17 protein-coding genes are annotated in these 20,095 nt (G+C 60.1%); 8 read left to right on the top strand and 9 right to left on the bottom strand.

The window, feature by feature from the left end; genetic code table 11:
* Positions 1-80: 80 nt before the first annotated feature.
* The 7 genes from IVA74_RS06620 (at position 81) to IVA74_RS06590 (ending at position 7,143) form a co-directional block, all read left to right on the top strand.
* On the top strand, positions 81-1,514 hold the full coding sequence (locus IVA74_RS06620; RefSeq protein ID WP_247340909.1) for a basic amino acid/polyamine antiporter: 1,434 nt from the start codon (positions 81-83) through the stop codon (positions 1,512-1,514).
* 23 nt (positions 1,515-1,537) lie between these two features.
* Entirely contained in the window at positions 1,538-2,785 is a 1,248-nt protein-coding gene (gene arcA, locus IVA74_RS06615; RefSeq protein ID WP_247340908.1) for an arginine deiminase, read from the top strand.
* Positions 2,786-2,936: 151 nt separating this feature from the next.
* The gene (locus IVA74_RS06610) at positions 2,937-3,119 is read left to right on the top strand and encodes a hypothetical protein (RefSeq protein WP_247340907.1); all 183 of its coding nucleotides are present in this window, start codon (positions 2,937-2,939) and stop codon (positions 3,117-3,119) included.
* Between the two features lie 267 nt (positions 3,120-3,386).
* The gene (locus IVA74_RS06605; RefSeq protein WP_247340906.1) at positions 3,387-4,142 is read left to right on the top strand and encodes an outer membrane beta-barrel protein; all 756 of its coding nucleotides are present in this window, start codon (positions 3,387-3,389) and stop codon (positions 4,140-4,142) included.
* A 750-nt stretch (positions 4,143-4,892) separates the two neighbouring features.
* On the top strand, positions 4,893-5,624 hold the full coding sequence (locus tag IVA74_RS06600) for an ATP-binding protein (RefSeq protein ID WP_247340905.1): 732 nt from the start codon (positions 4,893-4,895) through the stop codon (positions 5,622-5,624).
* 111 nt (positions 5,625-5,735) lie between these two features.
* Positions 5,736-6,353 carry a response regulator transcription factor gene (locus IVA74_RS06595; RefSeq protein WP_247340904.1) on the top strand — a complete coding sequence of 206 codons (618 nt, stop codon included), beginning with the start codon at positions 5,736-5,738 and terminating at the stop codon, positions 6,351-6,353.
* 154 nt (positions 6,354-6,507) lie between these two features.
* Positions 6,508-7,143 (top strand): response regulator transcription factor, encoded by a 636-nt coding sequence (locus tag IVA74_RS06590; protein ID WP_247340903.1) that lies wholly within the window; start codon positions 6,508-6,510, stop codon positions 7,141-7,143.
* Positions 7,144-7,563: 420 nt separating this feature from the next.
* On the opposite strand, the gene IVA74_RS06585 is transcribed toward IVA74_RS06590, so the two are convergent.
* From IVA74_RS06585 to IVA74_RS06570, 4 genes are all read right to left on the bottom strand, one after another.
* Positions 7,564-7,917, bottom strand: a complete 354-nt coding sequence (locus IVA74_RS06585; protein ID WP_247340902.1) for a hypothetical protein — start codon at positions 7,915-7,917, stop codon at positions 7,564-7,566.
* A 96-nt stretch (positions 7,918-8,013) separates the two neighbouring features.
* A complete protein-coding gene (locus IVA74_RS06580) occupies positions 8,014-8,751 on the bottom strand; it encodes a hypothetical protein (protein WP_247340901.1) in 738 nt (245 codons plus the stop codon).
* Between the two features lie 414 nt (positions 8,752-9,165).
* A complete protein-coding gene (locus tag IVA74_RS06575) occupies positions 9,166-10,164 on the bottom strand; it encodes a LysM peptidoglycan-binding domain-containing protein (RefSeq protein WP_247340900.1) in 999 nt (332 codons plus the stop codon).
* 209 nt (positions 10,165-10,373) lie between these two features.
* The gene (locus IVA74_RS06570; RefSeq protein WP_247340898.1) at positions 10,374-11,252 is read right to left on the bottom strand and encodes a hypothetical protein; all 879 of its coding nucleotides are present in this window, start codon (positions 11,250-11,252) and stop codon (positions 10,374-10,376) included.
* A gap of 250 nt (positions 11,253-11,502) precedes the next feature.
* On the opposite strand from IVA74_RS06570, the gene IVA74_RS06565 reads away from it, so the two are divergent.
* Positions 11,503-12,078 (top strand): hypothetical protein, encoded by a 576-nt coding sequence (locus IVA74_RS06565; protein ID WP_247340895.1) that lies wholly within the window; start codon positions 11,503-11,505, stop codon positions 12,076-12,078.
* A gap of 88 nt (positions 12,079-12,166) precedes the next feature.
* Here the strand turns inward: IVA74_RS06565 and IVA74_RS06560 are convergent, their stop codons facing one another.
* The 5 genes from IVA74_RS06560 to tssE all read right to left on the bottom strand — a co-directional run bounded on the left by IVA74_RS06560 (position 12,167) and on the right by tssE (position 20,041).
* The gene (locus IVA74_RS06560; protein WP_247340991.1) at positions 12,167-13,753 is read right to left on the bottom strand and encodes a class I SAM-dependent methyltransferase; all 1,587 of its coding nucleotides are present in this window, start codon (positions 13,751-13,753) and stop codon (positions 12,167-12,169) included.
* Between the two features lie 5 nt (positions 13,754-13,758).
* The gene (gene tssH, locus IVA74_RS06555) at positions 13,759-16,398 is read right to left on the bottom strand and encodes a type VI secretion system ATPase TssH (protein WP_247340893.1); all 2,640 of its coding nucleotides are present in this window, start codon (positions 16,396-16,398) and stop codon (positions 13,759-13,761) included.
* A gap of 97 nt (positions 16,399-16,495) precedes the next feature.
* A complete protein-coding gene (gene tssG / locus IVA74_RS06550) occupies positions 16,496-17,560 on the bottom strand; it encodes a type VI secretion system baseplate subunit TssG (RefSeq protein WP_247340891.1) in 1,065 nt (354 codons plus the stop codon).
* Entirely contained in the window at positions 17,524-19,491 is a 1,968-nt protein-coding gene (tssF, locus tag IVA74_RS06545) for a type VI secretion system baseplate subunit TssF (RefSeq protein ID WP_247340889.1), read from the bottom strand. The genes tssG and tssF overlap by 37 nt, the downstream gene beginning before the upstream one ends.
* Before the next feature lies 1 nt (position 19,492).
* Entirely contained in the window at positions 19,493-20,041 is a 549-nt protein-coding gene (gene tssE / locus IVA74_RS06540) for a type VI secretion system baseplate subunit TssE (RefSeq protein ID WP_247340887.1), read from the bottom strand.
* Positions 20,042-20,095 lie beyond the last annotated feature (54 nt).

Below are 20,095 nucleotides of genomic sequence, written 5' to 3'. Positions count from 1 at the left end.
CATCGGCTAGGTAGTCAACCCTATGTTTTTCCGCTCCGTGATGGGTGCATCTGTGACGACAGATAATCGGGACGCTTCCAATGACCACCAATAAGGACGTCCAAAGATTGCCGCTGCGGACCCTGACTGCCATGGTGGTCGGCGGCATGGTCGGTGCCGGCGTATTCTCGATACCGCGCAACTTCGCGCAGGCGACGGGCATCTACGGGGCCCTCATCGCCTGGGCCATTGCCGGTGCCGGCATGCTGATGCTCTGCTTCGTGTTTCAGACGTTGGCCAACCGCAAGCCGGATCTCGATGCCGGTGTCTACGCCTATGCGCGGGCGGGATTCGGGCCGTATGTCGGCTTCTTTTCGGCGTTCGGCTACTGGGCCAGCGCCTGCGTCGGCAACGTGTCTTACTGGATCCTGATCAAGTCGACGCTCGGCGCATTCTTTCCCGCTTTGGGCCAGGGCAATACCTTGACCGCAGTCCTGATCTCCTCGGTCGGGATATGGGCATTCCATTTTCTGGTGCTGCGCGGCGTGAAGGAAGCAGCCGGAATCAACGCCATCGTCACAGTCGCCAAGATCATTCCGCTGCTGCTGTTCTTGGTGTTGTCGATCTTCTTCCTCAAGCCGTCCGTGTTCGTGGACAACCTCTGGGGCGGCGCGGCGGGCGACTATGGTAACCTGTTCGAGCAGGTCAAGGCGACGATGCTGGTGACCGTCTTCGTGTTCCTGGGCATCGAGGGTGCGAGCAACTATTCGCGCTTCGCGGAGAAGCGCGAGGACGTGGGTGTCGCTACCGTCACGGGATTTCTCGGCGTGCTGGCGCTGTTCGCGTCGGTGTCGATATTGGCCTACGGCGTCCTGCCACGCACGGAGATCGCGCAGCTTCGCCAGCCCTCTGTCGGTGGCGTGCTCGAGGCCGCGGTCGGCCATTGGGGAGCGGTGTTTATCGGGGCCGGCGTGATCGTCTCGGTTCTTGGCGCTTATCTGGCGTGGACGATGATGGCTGCCGAGGTGCTTTCGGTGGCCGCCAAAAAACTGGACATGCCGGCCTTCCTGGCACGAGAGAATGCCAATCAAGTGCCGTCATCGGCGCTGCTGATGACCACGCTGCTGATTCAAGTGGTGCTCGTCGCCACGCTGTTCTCAGACGACGCCTTCACCTTCGCGCTGTCGCTCTGCAGCCACCTCTCGTTGATTCCGTACTTTCTGTCAGCGGCCTTTGCGTTGATGCTGGTTTTTCGCAGAGAGACTTACGAAAAGGACCCGCGCGACCTCCGCAAGGACACCATCATTGCGGTTCTGGCGACGATCTACACGATATTCCTGTTGTTCGCCGGCGGGACGAAGTTCCTGCTGCTCGGCTTCATCATCTACGCCCCCGGCACGATCCTGTACTACATCACGCGGAAAGAGCAGGGCAAACAGCTCTTCACGCCGGCCGAATGGGTCTTGTTCGCGGTGGCGGTGATCGGATGTGTCGTCGGTATCCATGGCCTCGCTACCGGCTATATCAGCATCTAGCCCCAGTACGAAAGGAGCCACCAATGGCGAATTCCTCAGCCTTCGGCGTTCATTCGGAGGTCGGTCAGCTCCGGAAGGTGATGGTGTGCTCGCCAGGTCGGGCGCATCAGCGGCTCACGCCGTCGAACTGCGATCAGTTGCTGTTCGATGATGTTCTCTGGGTGGAGAACGCCAAGCGTGACCATTTTGACTTCGTCACCAAGATGCGCGACCGGGGCGTCGATGTGGTGGAAATGCACAACCTACTGGCCGAAACGGTGGCGGTACCGGAGGGTAAAAAGTGGATACTCGACAATCAGGTCGTGCCCAATCAGGTCGGGCTCGGCTTCATCGACGAATTGAGGAGCTACCTTTCCGGCCTCGACAATCGCGCGCTTGCGGAAACCTTGATCGGTGGCCTGTCGACTCATGACTTTCCTGAAGAGCATGGCGGCCAGGCGATCAAGATGGTCAAGGAGGCGGCGGGTGCCACCGAGTACCTGCTGCCGCCGCTGCCGAACACGCTGTACACGCGCGACACCACCTGCTGGATCTATGGAGGCGTGACGCTCAACTCGCTTTATTGGCCGGCCAGACACGAGGAAACGATCCTCACAACCGCGATCTACAAGTTCCATCCTGATTTCGCCGGCAAGGTCAATGTCTGGTGGGGCGACCCCACGCACGACCATGGGCTGGCTACTCTGGAGGGCGGCGACGTGATGCCGATCGGCAAAGGAGTCGTGCTGATCGGGATGAGCGAACGTACATCCCGTCAGGCGATCAGCCAACTCGCGGCGACGCTGTTTGCGAAGAAGGCGGCCGAACGCGTGATCGTCGCGGCGATGCCCAAGATCCGCGCAGCCATGCATCTCGACACTGTGTTCACCTTCGCCGACCGCGACTGCGTACTGACCGCGCCCGACTTCATCAATCAGACCCGCGCCTACTCCTATCGCCCGAGCGACCAACCGAGTGGCGTCGAGTTGCACCCCGAGAACAAGCCATTCGTCAGTGTCGTCGAGGAAGCGCTGGGTCTTAAGAAGCTTCGTGTGGTCGAGGCGGGAGGAAGCGATTATCAGCGCGAGCGCACGCAATGGGACAGCGGCGCCAACCTCGTCTGTGCGTCGCCAGGCGTGGTGTACGCGTACGATCGAAACACCTATACCAACACACTGCTGCGCAAAGAAGGTATCGAGGTCATCACCATCGTCGGGGCGGAACTGGGCCGTGGTCGCGGTGGCGGCCACTGCATGACGTGCCCGATCATCCGTGACGCCGTGGACTACTAGCGCAGAGGCACCCTGGCGGGTGAAGCCAGGATGAAGCCTGGGCGAAGCCCAAGGCATCGTAGGCCGTGAGTTCGGGAAGCTCGGCCGGCCTCGCGGCCGTTCAGCGGACTCGGCACATGCAGGAGCTTGCATCGACGGCCCCGAGCCCGCAATGGGCAGGATCGTCACGAGGCTCTCGCCTTCCTTGCAGCTGTTTCACACGCTCGACCCCACGCAGGCGCTGTTTAAGGCCGGGCGCCGCTCACTGATCATCGGCATCGTCGTCCTCGCGATCTGTCTGGCAGTCGGATGGCTTGCTTCATTGATGCTCGGAGATGGACCTCTCCCAGAATGAATCTGCGCCGGTCTACGGTGGCGCGGTTTAGGAAGTGATGTGCACGTTTCTTTCGGCAGTCTCCGAGCTTGTGTGATCCGAGATTGTGTGGTCACGCAGTAACAACATTCCGCGAAAGGGTCGTGCGTTGTCGGCGTCGCTTGACACAACTACTGCGGGGCCTATGGTCGCGTCGTTGGGGAAGGCGGGGTCGACAGTCTCGAGGTTCAGATGCGTGTATCTGGAGTTCTTCTGCAGCTGGTTGGAGCCTTGGGTGCGACTGCTGCAATGGCCGCGGACGTGGACCTGAAAGAGTTCAGGGCGGATCCGCCGGCACTGCCGCTGCCTTCGTGGAGTGTGGTCGGTTCCGTGTCGTCGATGTTTACCGACAACGCTCTGTTCACACGCGACGCCCGCAAGTCGGACGGTTATTACGAGCCCGATATCAGCGCCAGACTGGACGGATACCTAACGAACGAACTGTCCTATCGCCTCTACGCCCGCGCGCAGTATGAGGCATTCGCAACGGAGAAGGACGGGAATGCCGCAATCGCCCGCTTGGGAGGACGATTGACCGAGAACTGGAATGGCTGGCGGTTCTCTGCGATCTACGAAAATCGTTACGACTTCGACGGCGTCTACCGCGGCCTGGCGTTTACCTCGAACGACGTGATGGGATCGGTGGCCCGCGACTTTCGCATCAACAACGTCACCCTGTCCCCATTGTTGCTGCTGACCTACCGGTTTTCCGATCTTGCGGAAGCGCGCCGCTGGCGCTTCGATGCCGTTCTCGGAATCGAAGTGCAGCTCGACCCCAAATGGTCGGTCGTGAGCACGCCTCTGTTCGAAGCCTATTGGTTTACCGATGGATTGAATTCAGGACGGCAGGACCAGCTCTATTCGGCGGATATCGGTCTGAAGTATAATTTCGCGAGCAATCTGTCGCTCACGACCACGGTGCTGTACGAGGCCCGGACGTCCAACGTTCCGATTCGGCACTACAGGGATCTTCGGATCGGTCCGCGGCTCGACTTCGCCTTCTGAGAAAGAATACGAAATGTCAACGAGACGACTCTTCGTCCTGCTGTGGGCGGTTTTCGGAATGACGGCGGCAACCGCCGCGTTGGCGGACCCCCGTGACTCCGTCGAGCGGAGCCAGCGCATGGATACCGACGCACTCCGGGATGACATCGGGCAGAATCGCCTGCGAGTTCCCGCTCATCCACTGGTGATAGTACCGGCCCCGCAAACTCCTCCGCTCTCTCGGACGAAGAAGAAGTCTGGCTCAGCCAAAGATAGCGGTCGATAGGGCGTCGTCGTGCGATAGTTCGGGCATCTGGCGATGTGCCAGAAACGACGCCACTTGCATTTCCATAAAGCTCGTCCCTGATGGTCTGGACCGTAAGGCGACGTTCGGTCGTGTCCGGATGCGCGACGAAGAATTTTAGCAGTCATTGTCTCATTTTATCGCGTTGGTTCCAGCGATTGGCACAAACTGCATATACCGGACGAAAACTCATGTCAGTCATGCGCAGGTTTTGAAGTATTATGAATTAACCCCTTGGTTGTACGGAAAACCAGGAGGTATGATAGTGCACGTCATTCCCTTAGGGGTGCGCGTCGAATTGCGGCCCTCATGGGACATGTTGAACGGGTCATTATCTAGGTCGTCGATTGGCGACAGTCGATGTCCAGGACGGACTTAAAAGCTGGATGCGTCCAATGAAGCCGTGCAGCCTTCCTGCGAGCCTGTTGAAGCCACATGGAACCGCGAAGCGCCTCGGTCGACACCGGATGAGCGTTCTTGAGTCTTCTGAAGAACAGCCGGATGACCCAACCGGTCGTGATTTGGCTTCCATACAGGAGGGTATTCAGCAGCGGATTGCCTCGGAACTTCATGATTCGACTTGTCAATATTTGGTCGCGGCAAGTCTTGGGTTGATGCGAATCCGCGCCTGCGTCGGCGGAGCAAACGGCGTCGATAGGCTTTGCGACGACGTTGATGCATCGATCGACCGCGCTCTGAGGGATATCCGCTCGCTTACATATTTGCTGCATCCACAGGACGTGATGGAGGAAGGACTGAAGGCGACGATCGAGTGCTATGTCCGCGGCTTTGCTGCGCGCACCGCCTTGCGCGCCCGGAGCGTCGTCGACGCTGGAGTGGACGGGCTGTCATACGACAGCCAAAGGGCATTGCTGCGGATCGTTCAGGAAGGACTCGCGAACATATTCCGGCACGCGAGCGCGACGGAGGTCAAAATCCTCGTCCAGGCAACCCGCGGGCAGTTTCGACTGACCATCAGCGACAATGGACGCGGCTTCGCGGCTCACCGCGCTGAACGAGGCGGCGGAACGACGTCGATGGGTGTCGGCATTCCCGCCATGAGGGAGAGGCTCGCGCGCCTTGGCGGCAGCCTCGAGATTCGATCCGATCCGGAAAGCTCCGGGACCACGTTGTACGCGGTTATCCCGGTTCGCAACGAGGCGAAGCGGCACAAGCGGCGCTTGTTGTTGCAGTCATGAGAGCCGACGCGCATCTCCAAGGACGAGATCCGTCGGGCGACCGTCGCGCTCCGATATGGCCATCGGCTTGCGGTACTCGAAGCGGCGGCGATCGAAGCAGGAGCACTTTGCATGAAACGTATCCTGATCGCCGATGATCATGAGGCTGTCCGTTCAGGTATCCGAGCGGTGCTTGGGCAACGTGCCGATTGGGAGGTCGTGGCGGAGGTGAGCGACGGCAGAAAGGCAGTTGCCGCCGCGATCGAGAGCAGGCCGCATGTCGCCATTCTGGATTTCTCCATGCCGCGCATGACCGGAGTTGAGGTGACCCGGCGGATCAGGGAGTGCTCGCTCCCCACCGAGGTCCTGATCTTTACCGTTCACAGCTCTAGCCTGCTGGCGCAGCAGGCCTATCAGGCCGGTGCGCGGGCCTTCTTGTCGAAGTCGGAGGCGAACAAGCTGCTGCTTGCGGCTGTCGATTCACTCCTGGTTCACAAGTCGTTCGGCGTTGGAAGCGGGGTTGACCATATGGATTGCGCACCGCTCGATGAGGCGAGGCTGACGCCCCGCGAGCAACTGGTCGTCAAGCTCGTTGCCGACGGATACAGCAACAAGGGCATCAGTGCCATCTTGAACCTCAGTGTGAAGACCACAGAAGCTCACCGGGCCGCCGCGATGCGGAAGCTCGATGTGAACTCGACAGCCGGTCTGGTCCGATACGCGGTTAGAGCCAAACTGGTCGACGAGTGATGGAGCATTCCGGCGATCGGGACATCCGCGACCCGATCTCAGGGTTTTGTGGGATAACTTTCCGGAAGAGGGTCGATACAGTCAGCCGACTTGGCTGCCAGTCATCTCCGTTGATTGCCCGATAGGTTCTGGGTCGACATACGGGAGCGCCGTCGTGAAGCGCATCGTCATTGCCGATGATCATGAGGTTGTACGGTCGGGGCTGCGCGCGATCGTCCAAATGCGCTCCGATTGGGTCGTCGGCGGCGAGGCTTGCGACGGCGAGCAGGCCCTGGCTTTGGCGATCGAAACGCGTGCGGACATCCTGATCGCCGATTACTCGATGCCGTTCATGAATGGACTCGAAGTGAGTCGCCGCCTCAGCGCTATGCATATGCGAACCGAGGTGTTGATCCTGACGATGCATGACAGCGAGGAACTGTTGACGGAGGCCATTCTGGCCGGCGTTCGCGGCTTCCTGTTCAAGTCTGATGCCAGAGAGCACCTGATATCCGCGATAGACGCCTTGCTTGATCGCAGGCCGTACTTCACTGGCGTGTTGCTGGAAAAGCTTCTGCGGGACTTCCAACTCAACAAGCAGAACAAGTCGGGCGTACTGCTCACCTCGCGGGAACAGAGCGTGGTCCAGCTCATTGCGGAGGGGCATACGAACAAATCGATCAGCGCCATCTTGAAATTGAGTGTGAAAACCATCGAGACCCATCGCGCCGCGGCGATGCGCAAGCTCGGGATGTCATCGACGGCGGAGCTTGTTCGCTATGCGATCCGGAAGAAACTGGTCGCGCCATGAGTGCGACGACAGCGACCGACGCTGCGCTCCGAGGCTAGTTTTCGTCGTCTCGTCGAAGCACACGCGCATGCTGGCAGCGAATTCCGAGGATCCGGACCGGGCGGCCGGCGCAGACGCATTTAAGGTCCCCCAGCCGGACAAGTTTCCGCGATCCGGTTGAGTTCGCCATCATTGCGGGACTAGAGTGCCTTGCGGGGAAAATAAAACAATGATGGCACGGCGCTATGCGGTCCGAAAGGCTTGCCCTGGCTGCGGCAGGCCAATGAAGGGTTTGCCGGACGAAGCAGCGGAGGGACGGCTGCGCTACGTCTGCGCCAAATGCGACGACGACCCGCTGCGTGATCCTGCAGCGCGCAAGTGGGCGGACGGCCCGCTGCGTCCTCCGGAGAAATGAGCGCTCTCGCCAGCTATTCCGATCGGTTAGAGCAGGAACGAAGGCTCTCCAGAGGGGCGAGCGCCGGTCTGCTCGATGCGCAGACTGAGCGCATGGCGATCATGTAGAACTCGGACCACGAGATCATCCGGGAGACGCACGACCAGATGCATTTTGCGGCGCGCGCTTGCCGGGTTTTCGCGGGCTTCGCGGACAAGATCTTTGGCGATGCGATACCGCTGGATCAGCGCGATGTATTCGATTTCATGCGCCGTGAACTGATCACAGTTGATTTTTAAAATGGTCCTTTTGAAGCGACCCTCGAGCGCCTCTTCAGGATAGGACCAATTGTGTTTCTCGACAGACTTACCAGTTGTCCCAGCTTTTAGTACTGAGATCAATCGGCACTTGGTGGGGTTTCAGAAACATCCTATTTCGTAGACGACTAAAACAGCTCGGCGCCGAGCGAGCATGATGGCAACTCGCTGCCATAATTCCTAGGACGGCCGTTCGACGAAGGCGACGGCCTTGTTGCTATAGGTCCATGCCGCGCCGTCGCGTTTCTCGATCCCGAGAAAGGCGGTCGACGTACCGGCATATTTCATGGCCTGATTGCCGCCGTCGATGCCATAGGCCCATGGGTCGAGGCACAGAAACTCGGTGACCTTGTTGTCGGCCCCCGTAGTGCGGTGGCCGACGATGCCGACATAATGGGCGCCGCCGAGGGACGCTCGTACCGGCATCTTGTTTTCGAGATTCTTGATTGTCCAGTCTACCGCTTTGCTGGGATCCCTTCCCACGCTCACTTGGTCGCGCGCCGTCGGTTCGGCCATTTTCCAGCCCATATAGCGGACGAACACGATCTTGAGGATCGAACCGCACCAACATTCATTGTTCACCGCTTTGAGGAAGCCGCCATTGTTCTGGTTCCATGGCAGCTTGCTCTTCTTGTAGTTTTCCATCGACTCGTCCGAGGTCGTCGACAGCGTGGGATGGGTGTGCAGCGGCTCATCCACCAGCATTTCATAGACGCGATGGCGGTTGTCCAATTCGTCGCTCGGGTCTTGGTTGCTGTAGAATTTGCGATAGGTGGGCACCTTGGCCGCCGTACTGACGGCGTGGAAATAGTGCCAGATCAAATCGGTTTTCCACGAGGGGTCGCGTGTATGGGTGTCGGACATGGAGACGTTCCATATGAGGTATTCGGCTGCTGCGGATTCGCGGCCTTTTCTCACTTGCGGTCAGACCCAGCCGCGCTGAAAGGTTAGTCCCCGCTCGATTGATGACGGTTCAATTTCGTAGGCGGAACCTCACGCGGTGCCAGCGCAGTTTTTGGGGATGCGGCAAGCCCGGTTCTGGCTCTCAACCGCAGCGCAGGCGTCCGATATTGCGGTCCAAGCCGACATTGTCGCAGATAGCGCAGGCTCTTAAACAGGCGTTCGGAATTCAACGAAGTGCCGGCGCTGACCGCAGCCTCAACGTGCTGAAGGGATGCCGAGAACGAGTGCTCTTACCATGCGTTGAAGTTGGTGACGAGTTGCTTGTCCAAGGACAAGCTTTCCATGCCACTGGAAAGCAAAATATCACTTCGGCTATGGTGTCCACTCCCGGGCATGTTTCGTTTGTGGTGCAAGAAGTGACCGAGATTTCTAGTCCAGGTGCCTTGCGCGCAGATCTTGAACGTCCTTTTTCAACGCCACCAGATCCAGCCTGCGAGGAAAAGTGAGGCGTCCAGAGCGGATCACGAGCCGGACGTACGGATAGCGTTCCTCGGCAAGCATCGGATAACTGATCTTGTACTTGTGCCAATCTTCAACGATGTGTGCCTGTTGCTCGACGTTGTATGAGTCCCAGGAATCGCCCGGCGTGTACTCGTAGCCGGCACCGACTGTCTGCGCCCAGAAGGAGCGCGCCATCGTCCAGTTTGAATCGTTGAACGCCTGCCACACGTGGGTCATTTCGTGCACGAAGAGGTCGCAGATGCGACCGAAATCGTCGCACAAGAGGCCGAAGGTGGGGTTAGGCGATGCCATGTTACTGAACGCGACATTGCCAAGATTGATGGCATACCGCATGCTTGGCACCATGGGATTGCTTCCCCTAAAGAACGGCCCATCGTTCGTCCACGGTCTTCCGCCTGCTCCCAGGCCATTGGTAATCGCAATTGTCTCCCACGGCGGCAGCGTCGGGCCAAAGACGTTGCGCGCGAAATTCCGCTCGCTGACGTCCAGCACGCGCGCGAAGTCCGGTCGGCTTCCTTCACATGCCGGCGGGGTCGGAGCCGCTGGGGTGGGCGCAACCGGTGGAGTGGGCGCAATCGGCGGGGGAGGCGGCGTACCTGGCGGCAGATAGATGAATCCCCCTCGCCACCCACCTTTCCCGCCGGTCGTACCGGAAGAGAACGCAAAATTCTGGCGGTCGGGCGACATCGTGCGGCAGCCTACATACTCGGCCAGGTACCAGTTCACCTGTCGTGTGGCTTGTTGGAAATCGCGCTGTTTGACGAGCTTGGTGCCCGGAAAGTTGAACTCGATGAGATCCCAGGGGTCGATGCCGATCCGCTTGGCGAGGGATATCCAAGTCTCGCCCGCCGTCACGGCATGCCGGATTCCTGCTGGCGGTACATAGCTTTCGACGACAGGCTTCAAGGGCCTTTCCTGGTTCGGCAATGCAAAGCCTCCCCTGCTGATTCCTGCGGAACTACGCGTTCTCCACCAATATCTATTAGTCGCCACTACCTCGAGGCGGTTCGATGGTTCCATTCATTCGATGCGCGAACTGGGAGTGGCAAATCGAGGAGCTTCATTCGTAGCATGAAGGCGTAGACAATGAGCAATGTCGAATGAGCAATATCCGCTTAGCGCCGGCCCTTTGAGCTCGAACCGAGCAGATCATGCGTTCCGCTGATGCTCACGGTTCCCGAGCACTCGAAACCGCCGAAAATTCCGCAGGAGCCGGTGACCGTGACACGCAAATCTTTGCGCTGGTACATGTCGACCGAAATGCCCAGGCGCGAAAAGTCGTTCGCGCTGTTCGGCAGAATCAGGTCGATATGCTCTGCCGCCCATTGCGGTATATGCTTGTTGCTCTTCCAGAACAGTTCATTGCCGGCGTGATGCAAAAAGTTTGGGCCCACCGTCAGTGCACCACCTACACCCTCGAACGCGAAGCCCGTTTCGTCGATGTGAACGTTTACCCGATCGGGTGCCACCGCGAAATGTAGCGAGGTGATGTCTTGTGGCTGCGGGTCCTTGCCGAATTGCGAGCTGTAGGCGTCGCCCCACTGTCCGCGATCGCGTCCAAGCCCGAAACCGTGCCGCCCCGGAAGATCGCGCGTTGAGAGTGGCCTGTCGGAGAGCTTTGGACGCCAGATCTCCCGAAATCCCTTGCCGATTGTGGCGGCCATCGACAGGTCAAGAGCCCAGTGCGATGGCTTCTCGGCACTTTGGCCTTCGGCGAAGGCGTCGAATCCTTCCGGCGTCTTGGCGATACGCAGCGTCTTGGTCAGATCTCTCCAGTGCTTCGGCAGGAAGGTGACGCCATCGAGTGTGTTCGTCGCAGCCGCGACACCATACTTCTCGAGTTGGTGTCGGATGTAGGGCTTTTCGTCGTAGAGCCGCACATCCGGGTTGGGCCCCGCAAAATACTTTGTCAAATCGATCTGCGGCCGAAACATGGTCAGCCGTGCCGCGATCTTCCGGTAAGTGTCCGTCGTCGTCGGATCGGTCGTCGTCATGGGGCGCCTTCCGCGGCAATCCTCGCCTCAGATTAGTCTCGCCCGAACGGGTTCGGGTTCAATGCCGGCGCATTCGATGAAGCTGGCGCCCGGCCCAGGTCATGCGAAGTCATGTCGCGCCAGCGCAGTGTTTGAACCTGCCGATCGGAAACGGCGACCACCATCCGTGGGGTAGTGTGAACAGTGAGGACGATCAATGTCACTGCGGAGCAGGGTATTAGACGTGCTCAATGGCCCGGCGGTCGCACGCATGCGCTTTCGGTTTCCGATCCGCGGCAGCCACGTGACGATTGCGCCGCAAACGTTTCATCACGTTGCCCGGGCGATCCGGTTGGGGCAGGTCACAGTCGCGGTTCCGACCGATCTCGCAGCGGGTGTTGCTGCGCAATATAACGATGTCGCGCGAACCCGAGCCGACGGCACAGCGGTTGCGGCTAATACGCTTGAGGTCGTGTCGGCGACGGGCCGGCTGGACGCAGCCTATATCGTCCACGAGAGCCTGCACGCGGCATACGATCTGTTGCGTACCGGCCTTGATGCCAATGCGGAAGAGGCGTCTGCCTATGTCTGCACGGCGCTCTATTGCCGCATGACTGGCCTGCCCCGCCCTCGCTGGGCCAACGGGCCGATCTACGCCAATGCCGCAGAAGTCGCCCGAACACTGCTGTCCCAGTATCAGAAGGGCGATCCCGGGATTCCCTGGGTCGGGGAGCATGAATGGAAAATGCTGCGCGCAGGTGTTGGCTTTGATCCGGTCTATACCAGCGGCCCTGGCGGTATTCTCACGGGATGGCTCCTCGGCCAGCAATATACCCACGACGGCTAGAGTGCCGGGGACCGCATCCGTTTCAGGAAACGGCGGGAGCTTCCAACTCCTGCCGTTCATCGCCAACGGAGCCGTGCACTTGAGCGCGTCACGCGACCAGCAGGCCCAGCTTGCCGACCATCGCAAGCGAGCGTTGAACGCTTTCTCGCATTGGCAGCAGTAACGGCTCGGCTGGCTGCCCGGCTCCATCCTTCTGGCCTATCCGGATGGTAGGGCCGAATTTTTCCGTCATTTCGGCCGTGATCTGGTCGATGGTCCGCGCACCGTCGAGCAATTGCAGGAAATCCCTGGTCCGGTCGTCCTCCAACTGCACTGTTTGGTGGAGGAGGTTGGTGACCAGCGGACCTGTTTGCGCTTGTCTTCGCGCGAGCAGGCTCGCTTGCGGATGCTCCGTAGCTTCCTTCAACAAAAAGGGACGCGACAGCAGGAACGAAACCTCGCCGCTGCAAGCCAGGATGAACATCGCCTCAGTCAACACCTTTTTGTCATCATATGCCTGCCGGTCGCCCAGCAGCGCGCGGGCGCCATCGAGCAACTCGTCAAATGATAATGCCCGCGGCCAAGCTCGGCCGAGACATAGATACGCGGCCTTCAAGAGCGGATTGATTAGCGTGACCCTGCTGCCGTCCTGGTTCTCGAATTCCATCGCGGAATCGTCTGTCACGCAGGAGTCGGAATGGACCGGGTTGGTCGTGCTCAGCAAATGGAACCGGGTAACGAAATCGAGGTCGATCTGGCGGGATAGCGAAATGCTGTCGTGGCAGAGCAAGGTGCGCCGAAAACCGTTGCCGTCGATGAAGTCCTGATATTGATCGCGCGCCATGAACTCGCTTTCCGGGAAGCGCTGCAGCGCTGCGCGAACCTCCTCGGAATAGCCGGCAAGATAGCGTCGTGAAAAATCAGCGTCGCCCAGGTATTGCAGGCCATGGCGGCTTGCGTCTTCGGCGACCTCATGCAGCAGGAAGGCCTCGGCGCCATCATCGAGATCGTCGTGAAATAAAAGCTCGTCGGGCGACTTGAGGACGCGGTTGTACTGGTCGCGCATAACCGCGCCGTGCACCGAGTCGGCCTTGGAGCCGTCGCTCAGGAACTTCAGGATCGCGCGGGCCTGTCCTACCTTCTCCTCCATGCCGGTGAGGCGGCGGGTGTGATACCGCATCATGTCGCGGACCATGTCGCGAAGATGCGAGAATGGGTGCGCGTTGTAGCTGACGTAGCAGACCCCGCGCGGAGCCAGGTTCTGCTTGAAGACCATCATCATCTTCTCGCGCACTGCCGGTGGCACCCAGGAATAAACGCCGTGCGCGATGATGTAGTCGAACCGTCCGAAGCTTGCATCGACATTCATGATGTCGCAGTGGAGAAGCTTGATGTTCTCCAGGCCCAATGTAGCGACATTTTGCTGACCGCGCTCGATCGTCACGCCGCTCAGGTCGACACCGACGAATTCGCTGTTCGGGTATTGAAAGGCCATCGGCAACAGGTTGCCGCCGACGCCGCAGCCAAGCTCCAGCACCCGGCAACGCTCGACCGGCGCCGGCTGCATGCCGTAAACGGCGGCCATGGTAGCAAGATGGTTGGGATGAGTAAGCCCATAAACATGGCCCGGGTAGTAGACCTCGTCGTATGGCGTTGGACCGATGTTCGGGGGACGATGCTCGGCTTGAATGTTCATCGTGCTCAATTCCACGAATATGCGAACTTGTCGTTCTCGATCGATACGCGTGCTCCCTTCACCTCTTCCTTGGCGAGCGACTTGCTGAGGAATTCGCGCGACAGCTCGGGGAGCAGGGTGTTGGTGATGATGTTGTCAATCATTCGCCCACCGGAGTCCGGGTCGTTGCAACGCGACACAATGTGCTCGACGACCGCGCCGTCATAACCGAAGGTCGCGTTATGATTGTCGCGAAGGCGCCGTCCGATGCGGTCGAGTTGCAAACGCACGATCCCGGACAGCATCTCGTCCGACAGCGGGAAGTACGGTATCGAGACGATGCGTCCGAGCAGCGCCGCTGGGAACACCTTCAGCAACTCCGGCCTTAACATCCTAGCGAGCTCTTCCGGCTCGTCGCGATACTTTGGATCGCGTGATAGGCCCATGATCAGATCGGTGCCGACGTTGGTGGTAAGGATGATCAACGTGTTCTTGAAGTCGATCCGCCGCCCGTTGCCGTCCTCCATGGTTCCTTTGTCGAATACCTGAAAGAAGATTTCATGGACGTCGGGATGAGCTTTCTCCACCTCGTCGAGCAGAATGACGCTATAGGGCTTGCGCCGGACGGCCTCGGTGAGGCGCCCACCTTCGCCATAGCCGACATAGCCGGGAGGTGCGCCTTTCAAGGTCGAGACGGTGTGCGCTTCCTGGAACTCTGACATGTTGATCGTAATCATGTTTTGCTCGCCGCCATAAAGAGTCTCGGCAAGCGCCAGGGCGGTTTCGGTCTTGCCCACACCGGACGGGCCAGCCAGCATGAACACGCCGATCGGTTTCGACGGGTTGTCCAGCTTGGCGCGACTGGTCTCAATTCGCTTGGCGATCATCGTCAGCCCATGGAACTGGCCGACGACGCGGCGGTTGAGGATCTCCGGTAGCTTCAGCACGGTTTCGATCTCGTCGCGCATCATCCGGCCGACCGGGATGCCGGTCCAATCAGAGACAACGGACGCCACCGACTGCTGATCTACATGGGCATAGACCATTCGCTTTTCCGGATTGATGGTCTCAAGTGTGTCGAACTTGCCGCGCAGCTCCGCGCGCCTGACAGTCGGATCTTCGCCTTCTTTGGGCTGGGACAGAATCTCTCGAATGCTCCGGATATCCTTGACGAGTTCCCGCTCTGTGGCCCAATCGGATTCGAGGTTTGTCTGCTTGTCCTTCAGTGCCGCAATGTCTTTGTCGATCGCCGTGATGCGGTCGCTGTCCTCAATCCCAAGATCGCTGTCGCTGACGAGTGCTGATCTCTCAGCTTCACGAGCGGCAATCGCAACGCGTGCATCCTCGATCAGGGCCGGCGTCGCGCTCTGGCTGATGGCCACGCGTGCCGAGGCGGTGTCAAGCAGGCTGACCGCCTTGTCCGGCAACTGCCGCGAAGGAATGTAGCGGTGGGACAGGTTGACCGCTGCGACGATCGCAGCATCCGAGATGCGAACGCCGTGGTGCTTTTCCATCGGACCGAGAAGTCCGCGCAGCATGATGCAGCAGGTCTCCACATCAGGTTCGTCGATCTGGATCGGCTGGAAACGTCGTGTAAGCGCGGGATCCTTCTCGATATACTGGCGGTATTCCGCCCATGTGGTGGCAGCGATCGTGCGCAGCGTGCCACGGGCGAGGGGAGGTTTCAGGAGATTGGCCGCATCACCAGTGCCGGCCGTGCCGCCGGCGCCGATCAGTGTGTGGGCTTCATCGATGAACATGATGATGGGGGTAGGTGAGCTCTGGACCTCGTCGATCACCGACCGCAAGCGCTGCTCGAACTCGCCCTTCATGGAGGCGCCGGCTTGCATCAGGCCGATGTCGAGTGCGCAGAGCCTTACATTGCGCAGCGGTGGCGGCACGTCGCCCGCGGCAATGCGCTGCGCGAAGCCTTCGACAACTGCGGTCTTGCCGACGCCAGCCTCGCCGGTGAGAATTGGATTGTTCTGCCGCCGACGCATCAACACGTCGATCAGTTGGCGGATTTCTTCGTCCCGGCCAAGGATCGGATCCATTTCGCCCGATTTGGCCTTGGCGGTGAGGTCCTGGGAGAACCGGTCGAGCGGCGTCGTGCCCTTCGGACCCGCTTGGGCCGCGCCTTCCGTGCCGGCGCCAACCAGGCCCGAACCGTCCATCGGCCGCATTGTCTCCTCGTCGGAGCCGGTCCAGACAGCGCGGCGTTCAGCCGCCAGTGCGTCGACGTTGACCTTGGCAAATTCCCGCGAGAGGTTGTTCAGCGTGCGACGAATATCGTTCGATTTCAGGCCTGCCACAAGCAGATGACCGGTGCGGATTTGGGTCTCGCCAAAGAAGAGCGTGGCATAGTGCCAGCCGCGATCGAGCAGATCGATGACCGAATTCGCGACGCCCGGCATGTCGGTCTCGTTCTTAGAAAAGCCGCTGATCACGCCGGCAAGGTCCGACAATAAGCGCGCGCGGTCGAGCTTGTAGTGATCGACCGAGAGGCTGAGATCGTTGCGCTCCTGCTGCAGAATATGAAACAGCCAGTGCGCAAGCTCGACGTTGCGATTGCCGGCGCTCTTTGCATGGCGCAGGGCCTGTATGAAGGCATCATAGCCGGCCCGGTTCAGCTTGCCCGTTACAGCTTCAATGCTGATGTCGGTCACGGCGGCTCCTCCTGCTCAATTCCTCCGCGGATGCTTGCCATCACGCGGAAATTGCTTCAAATTCCATAGCATTAGGCGATCGGCGCGATGGATAGGTTCAAATCGCCGCGGCATTGGCTGCGGCGCTCCGGCGGGCTCTCAATCGCTCGCCGAGCTGAAAGCGGGCATCGCGGCGATATTCTTCCGTGGAGGCCCAGTTCGGTGAGACCCAGGAGGTCCATCCAAGTCGACCACTTTGTCCGAGCCTGACCGGTACAACCTCTCCCGCAGGAATGGCGAGCTCGACCTCCCATTCCAATTCGTCGCCGATATAGAAGAAAACGGCGTCGGCCAGTGGCTCCGACAGGTTGGGTGTTTCGGTCGGCAGGAATTGTTCGTACTGAGCAAATGTTCTGACAAAGATCCGAACTCTGATCTTGTCCTCGACGCTGAACACACGTGAGCCGAGAAGGGCGTCCTGACCGAGCCTCGCATGCGTTCCGCCGAGCCGGCTGCAGTGACTTGGGTCGAATGAGAGCCAGGTGCCGACGAATTCGTCGATCTCGACTTTGACCTCGAACAGTCCTTGCAGGAACCGAGTCAACCGTGATGCACACTTCGCCCTGGGCGCGACCAGTCCAGCGAAGCTGAGCTTCGCCATGTCAGGTACCGTATCGCGATCGGCGAAAACAGCGGAGCCCAAGCCGGCGAAGGAGCCGACATAGGCAATGAAGCGATCGTCCGCGGGGCGGTCATGCTGCGCGATCGGGCGCGCGTCGGCCCAGGCACGAAAGAAGAGTTGCAGGAAGCGTCCGTTGAGGAGGTCAAGAAAGCGCGGGAAGGCGTCATCCCGCATCAGCCACCAGCTGAGACTTTCATCGGTGGTGGCAATGGGCAGGGCGCCCTGCGGGCCCAGGAGGCCGAGAAATTTGACGAGTATCCTGAGCCGGCCACTCTGGTCGTCCACCGCCGCGAGGTTCGAGGCGGGGAACTCCAGATAAGGCACTTGGCCGAGTTCGATATATTCGTCGCGGCGCGCGGCACTGTCACCGATCCGCGGTCGATCCGGGTTGGCGCGCTCGAACTGGCGTAACGTATGGAAGAAATCGAAACGCCAGGGCTCGGCCTTCATCTGGTCGATCAGCGTCATAGCGGTCTCCGCGTGCCCATGCGCGGCGGCCATCGCATGATCTCGCCGCGCTCCGGCGTCGAGATGACCGTCTGGGTGAAGGTGTTGAAGCCGGAATAGTCGGCGAAGAAGCGTTCCAGCACCGCCCCGAGCAAAAATACGCCGCTGCCCTCAAATGCTTTCTCGTCGAGCGTGACGGTAATCTCCAGGCCCCGTGCTGCGCCGCTGCCGGTGCGCTCACGCACGCGCCGCACCACGGGGCGGCTTTCTATGCTGCGCACGCCGCGGATCTTGCGTTCCGTGGCGTCGTCGAATTGGTCGGCGAACAAGGACAGCATCTCGCGCAGCGCTGCGGCGTTCTTGCCGCCACCGCGCTCGACGAGGCCAAGATAGTTGAGGCTGAGCATGTTGATCAGCCGCCAGCTGACAATCCCGCTGTTGGCGATTTCGCTGCGGCTGCGCAATTGGGCCACCACTGGCTCGCGCGGCGGCGTGGGACCGGCGACGCACATCAGATCAAGGGATGTGTCGTCCAGCAGGCGAAAATCGGCGCCGCCCTGGCCGACCGGCAAGTGCTCCGTGAGATGGCGATTGGAGCAGAGAGCCCGAACGCTCAGTTCGGCGACAGAGCCTTTGCCGCTCAATTCAACGGGCTCGAGCAGTGACAGGAACATGTCCGTCCCGGTGTAGTCGGAGGAAGAACCGTATGTCTTTTCTTCCACTGTGCGGCGCCGAGGTAAGCGGCGGACGGTAAAATAAAGCCCGTCGACCGACCCGCTGGTCCGGTCGACGGCGGCCGAATATAGCGGGCGCACGGGCCGCTTATCCTTCTCTGCCGGAAGGTGCGCGTAGACTTCGAGTACTTGGTGCGGTTCGTATTCCAGATAGCGGCTGCGATCTGGCACCACATGGTACTCGTGCGTATTCGACTTGACCGGAATGCGATCACTCGTCTTCTCGAACAGATTGATCGCCGGCGCGGTATAGAGCCTGAACGTCTCGGGGCGCACCGAGGCGGCCAACCGTGAATTGTGTTCATCGAATGCGAAGACAATATCGATCGATTTGCTGCGCAGCCGTGACATCACGCTGCGAAGTCCGGTGAGGGTAATGCCGAGGAACTTGCGTGGAAACATGAAATATTCACGCAGCAGCTCCGAGCCACGAAAGATCCGGTTGTCGTTAGGAAACAGAGACTCGTTCTCGTCGAAGCCAATTTGCTGCACGCTGTCATGGGGGGCACGAGTCACCACCGGATCGCCGAAGTCGTCGAGATGCCGGAAGTAGACCCCCCTGCAATTCGAGAGCAATTGCTCGTAAAGCGCGATGGCGTCGGATTCCGCACCGGACAGGTAGATCGGAAGCTCGCTCACGCGGCAGCCTGCGAACCAGGTTTCCGGCTTGGTCCGGGCCTCTGCGTCCGGCGGCTCCTCGTCGAGCCGGGCCGCACTACGATGGGTCAACGATAGCCTCAGCCCGGCGATGACATCACTGCCGACCGGGATACCGAGCGCCTGCAGAGCGCCCGCCGTCGAGAAATACTCGGCGCTTGTGACGTCAAATGGCCAGAGCACGATGTCGCGGCAAAGTCGAAACCGGCAGGAAAGACTTCGTTCTCTCTCGCGATAGGTCGCGTCGAAATAGGCGCCGCGCGCGATCTTCCTGCCGTCGCGCAGTGCCGGGTCGGCATAGGGTGGCCGCGCGGTGACCAGCATGGCCGAAGGTGTCGGCGCAAGATAGTTCGGTACCAGTTGCTCGAGCAGGTTTGCAGTGAATTCCGGGAACTCGTGCTTGAGCTTGAGCTGAACGCGGGCGGCAAGAAACGCAGCGCCTTCCAGCAGTCCCGTGATCATCGGGTCCGAGCGGTCCCGGATCAGGCCGCCGAGGCGCTCTGCGATACCTGGATATTCTTCGGCGAAATCTCCCGCCTGCTCGTACAGCAATGACAGTTCACGATTGTAGAAATCGAGGAATTCGCGATTCATGCTAAAGTCGATTGATCTGGATGTCGCCGCTGTCGAGGTCGACGTCGGCGACAAATTCCACGGGGACGTTGAGCGGCTCAGCTTTGAGGTCGGCGTGAACGATGAAGCGCAGCTTCAGCTGCTCAGGACCGACCGAGCCGTCGCGACGAACCCGGATCGTCTTGCGATCCAGTCTGGGCTCGTAGGTCGCTAGCGTCTCGCGCAACGCGTCGGTGAGTTCGTCGTCCGTAACCTCGTCGATCGAGCGGTGGGCGATATCGGGGAAGCCGTAGTTCAGGATCGATGTCCGGACGCAATCCCGGTCGCTCAGATCCAAGGTCGATTCCAGAGCAATGGTATTGAGAAGTGTTTCAAGGTCATGAGAGACCTCCCGCCGCAACAGCGTTTCCGAGATCGGAAAGCGGCCTGCGCTACGCCGCCCGGCAATGACCCGTTCACCGAAGTCATCGCGTAAATTGAGCTTCTTGCGCGCATCGCGAGCTTCATGAGCCAAGCGAAAGGCCAGCATTAGCGGGGGAGAGAGACGATCCCTCTTTGGAGTAATGGTCATTTACCGTCCCCAAGACGCCAGGCTCGCTATGCCCTTTCGCGGAGCATCAGCTGG

The organism is Bradyrhizobium sp. 132 (genome assembly GCF_023074185.1).
GTDB lineage: Bacteria > Pseudomonadota > Alphaproteobacteria > Rhizobiales > Xanthobacteraceae > Bradyrhizobium.
This window is presented reverse-complemented; position numbering and strand designations above follow the sequence as displayed.